Source organism: Ruegeria sp. AM1 (assembly GCF_056540745.1).
The window spans coordinates 1-3,715 of the sequence record NZ_JBQFXH010000029.1 but is presented as its reverse complement, the minus strand read 5'-3'; the positions used below and the strand labels follow the sequence as shown (position 1 = coordinate 3,715).

Annotated in this window: 5 protein-coding genes; all 5 read left to right on the top strand. The window is 59.0% G+C overall.

All coding sequences use genetic code 11. From position 1 onward, the window contains the following. The coding region (ureC, locus tag ACR0I7_RS19935; RefSeq protein WP_480514098.1) for an urease subunit alpha at positions 1-1,680 on the top strand (1,680 nt) is incomplete at its 5' end. 130 nt (positions 1,681-1,810) lie between these two features. After that, complete coding sequence (locus ACR0I7_RS19930) at positions 1,811-2,035, top strand: hypothetical protein (protein ID WP_480514096.1); 225 nt, start codon at positions 1,811-1,813, stop codon at positions 2,033-2,035. 28 nt (positions 2,036-2,063) lie between these two features. Further along, positions 2,064-2,516 carry an urease accessory protein UreE gene (locus tag ACR0I7_RS19925; RefSeq protein WP_480514095.1) on the top strand — a complete coding sequence of 151 codons (453 nt, stop codon included), beginning with the start codon at positions 2,064-2,066 and terminating at the stop codon, positions 2,514-2,516. Further along, on the top strand, positions 2,500-3,153 hold the full coding sequence (locus tag ACR0I7_RS19920) for an urease accessory protein UreF (RefSeq protein WP_480514093.1): 654 nt from the start codon (positions 2,500-2,502) through the stop codon (positions 3,151-3,153). Before ACR0I7_RS19925 ends, ACR0I7_RS19920 begins: the two co-directional genes overlap by 17 nt. After that, positions 3,150-3,715: urease accessory protein UreG (gene ureG, locus ACR0I7_RS19915; RefSeq protein ID WP_480514091.1), on the top strand; the 566-nt coding region annotated here is incomplete at its 3' end. The genes ACR0I7_RS19920 and ureG, both read left to right, overlap by 4 nt.

The following is a 3,715-nucleotide window of genomic DNA, read 5'->3' as shown; positions in this document are numbered from 1 at the left end:
ACTGCCATGTTCGGCCCGTCTACAGGTGCCAAACTGCGTCTGGCCGATACTGACCTGATCATTGAGGTCGAGCGCGATCTGACCACCTATGGCGAAGAGGTCAAGTTCGGTGGTGGCAAGGTGATCCGCGACGGGATGGGGCAATCACAGGCCACCCGCGCCGACGGAGCGGTTGATACGGTGATCACCAACGCCCTAATCGTCGACCATTCGGGCATCTACAAGGCGGATGTGGGGCTCAGGGACGGGCGCATCGCCAAGATTGGCAAGGCCGGAAACCCGGATACGCAGCCCGGCGTCGATATCATCATCGGCCCCGGTACTGAGGCGATAGCTGGTGAAGGTCGCATCCTGACAGCGGGTGGTTTCGACAGCCATATCCACTTCATCTGCCCACAACAGATCGAGGACGCGCTGCATTCCGGCCTGACCACCATGCTGGGGGGTGGCACCGGCCCGGCGCATGGTACGCTGGCCACCACCTGTACGCCCGGTCCTTGGCATATCGGGCGCATGCTGCAGGCCGCCGATGCCTTTCCGATGAATCTAGCCTTTGCAGGCAAAGGCAACGCCTCACTGCCTGCCGCTTTGGAGGAGCAGGTGAAGGCTGGGGCCTGCGCGCTGAAATTGCATGAGGACTGGGGCACGACGCCTGCCGCCATCGATTGCTGCCTGTCGGTCGCCGATGCAATGGATGTGCAGGTGATGATCCACACCGATACGCTGAACGAATCCGGTTTCGTGGAAAACACCGTGGCCGCCATGAAAGGCCGCACAATCCATGCCTTCCACACCGAAGGCGCAGGTGGCGGTCATGCGCCTGATATCATCAAGATTTGTGGTGAAAACCACGTTCTGCCCTCGTCGACCAACCCAACGCGCCCCTTTACCGTGAACACGGTGGAAGAGCATCTGGACATGCTGATGGTCTGCCACCATCTGGACAAGTCAATCCCCGAAGACGTCGCCTTTGCCGAAAGCCGTATCCGGCGCGAGACCATAGCCGCCGAAGATATCCTGCACGATATGGGCGCGTTCAGCATCATCGCATCCGACAGTCAGGCCATGGGGCGCGTGGGCGAGGTGCTGATCCGCACGTGGCAAACCGCTGACAAGATGAAGAAACAGCGCGGTCGCCTGCCTGAAGAAACCGGTGAGAACGACAATCTGCGTGTCCGCCGCTATATCGCCAAATACACGATCAACCCTGCCATCGCTCATGGCCTCAGCCACCAGATCGGCAGCATCGAAGAAGGCAAACGTGCCGATCTGGTTCTGTGGAACCCGGCCTTTTTTGGTGTGAAGCCCGAGATGGTTTTGCTGGGCGGCACCATTGCCTGCGCGCAGATGGGGGACCCGAACGCTTCCATCCCGACACCACAGCCAGTCTATAGCCGACCCATGTTTGGGGCCTATGGGCGCTCGGTCGAACACTCGGCCATCACCTTTGTGTCCGAGGCCGCGCAGGCTGACGGGATTGGTGATACGCTTGGCCTCGCGAAACAAATCGTCGCCGTCCACAACACGCGCGATATCGGCAAAAGCGATCTGATCCTGAATGACGCGACCCCCGAGGTCGAGGTTGACCCCGAAACCTATGAGGTCCGCGCTGATGGCGAATTGCTGACCTGTCAGCCTGCCGAGGTTCTGCCGATGGCCCAGCGATACTTTTTATTCTGACCAATATTTGTGCTGCATTGCAGCATACGCAATACGGCCATGACGAAAGGCCCCCTACTCACCGAGGATGAAATGACCAACTATCAAACCCAAGGGAGGACCAACGTAACCCAATCTATCGGGGGTCCTGATGGCACATATCACAACAAACGCACGCGCTGGCTTTTCGCTCGTCGGCCTGCTCCGCTCGGTTGGCCAGGCATTTTACAACGGTCTGATGGCCTTGGCCGAAGCGCGGTCCCGCTCGAAACAGATCGAGTTTCTGCATTCGCTCAGCGACGAAGAGTTGAAAGAGCGCGGCATCTCGCGCGACCGGATCGTATATCACGTCTTTGCGGATTCCATCTGGCGCTGAACATTGCTTCTGTCGACGGGGCGCAGCAATGACTGCCCCGCTCTGCACTGCACACCGATATGCGGATCACCTGCATGGTGATCCCGCAGATCATCTGTCGCTGACATATGACGACCGGTTTCTGCGCCGCAAGGTTTTGACTTGCGCAAGCGGAACTCAAATTCTTGTCGATCTCGTACAGACCACCTCGTTGGACCATGGCGGTGCATTGATCCTTGAGGACGGGCGCGAGATTCAGATTCAGGCGGCGCCCGAAGAACTGCTAGAAGTCACCACTCCCGACATAACACGGATCGCCTGGCACATCGGCAATCGGCACACCCCTTGCCAAATCGATGACGGCCGGCTGCTAATCCAGCGCGATCATGTCATTCGAGATATGCTGCAAAAGCTTGGGGCTCAGGTTCGCGAAGTCGTCGAACCCTTCACCCCGGAAGGTGGCGCATATGGCCATGGCAGGACACATGGCCACGCGCACTAACACCGATATCCTGACGCTGACGCAGTGGTTGTCTCCTGCCTTTCCCGTGGGCGCGTTCGCCTATTCTCATGGCCTGGAATGGGAAATCGACAGCGGCCGCATCAACGACGCGCGCGCTGTCGGCGCATGGATTGCAGATGTGATCAAACATGGGTCGGGTCGCAATGATTGCCTTTTTCTCGTGGCCGCATACGAGGCCGAAACAGCGGCCGCGCTGGCGGAGGTCGACCAATATGCCCGCGCCTTCTGTCCGTCGTCTGAACGGTTGATGGAAAACCGCTTGCTGGGCGAGGCGTTCTGTGCCGTCACCTCGGACGTGTGGGAGGTGGACATGAAAACACTCACCTACCCGGTTGCCGTGGGGTATGCGGCCAAGACACAAAACCTGCCTTTGGCGCTGACCCTGCACCTGTACCTGCAAGCCTTTCTGTCCAACCTTGTTGCCTGCGCAACCCGTCTGGTTCCGCTGGGCCAGACTGAGGGTCAACGCATTATCCGAAATCTGACACCACTCTGCGAAGAGGTTGCGAATGCAGCGCAGACAGCGGGCCTGGATGATCTGGGCTCCACCACCTGTCTGTCAGATATCGCATCGATGAAACATGAAACCCAGTATTCAAGGATGTTTCGCACATGAACAAAATGAATGGTCCTTTGCGCGTGGGCATCGGCGGCCCGGTTGGCGCTGGCAAGACCACGCTGACAGCCGCTTTATCCGAGGCACTGCGCGACCGGCTATCGGTCGGCGTGATTACCAACGACATTTACACACGCGAAGATGCCGAAGCCCTGATGCGCATGCAGATCCTGCCCCAGGACCGCATCATCGGCGTCGAAACCGGCGGCTGCCCCCATACTGCAATCCGCGAAGATGCCTCGATCAACCTTGCGGCTGTCGCTGAAATGCAGGCCCGCCACCCCGATCTGGATGTCGTGCTCATCGAAAGCGGCGGTGACAACCTGTCTGCCACGTTCAGCCCAGAATTGGCGGACCTGACACTTTACGTCATTGATGTCGCAGCCGGTGAGGAGATTCCCCGCAAGGGCGGTCCGGCCATCACCAAATCGGATATCTTGATCATCAACAAAACCGATCTGGCCCCGCATGTCGGCGCGTCACTTGAAGTCATGGACCGCGACGCTCGGAGAATGCGAAACGGACGCCCTTTTGTGTTTTCGTCGCTGCGCGACAGCAAGGG

What these genes read in the sequence shown, in the direction of transcription:
- ACR0I7_RS19925 (WP_480514095.1), top strand. Translation starts at nt 2,064, where the DNA reads ATGACTGCCCCGCTCTGCACTGCACACCGATATGCGGATCACCTGCAT.
- ACR0I7_RS19920 (WP_480514093.1), top strand. Translation starts at nt 2,500, where the DNA reads ATGGCCACGCGCACTAACACCGATATCCTGACGCTGACGCAGTGGTTG.
- ACR0I7_RS19930 (WP_480514096.1), top strand. Translation starts at nt 1,811, where the DNA reads ATGGCACATATCACAACAAACGCACGCGCTGGCTTTTCGCTCGTCGGC.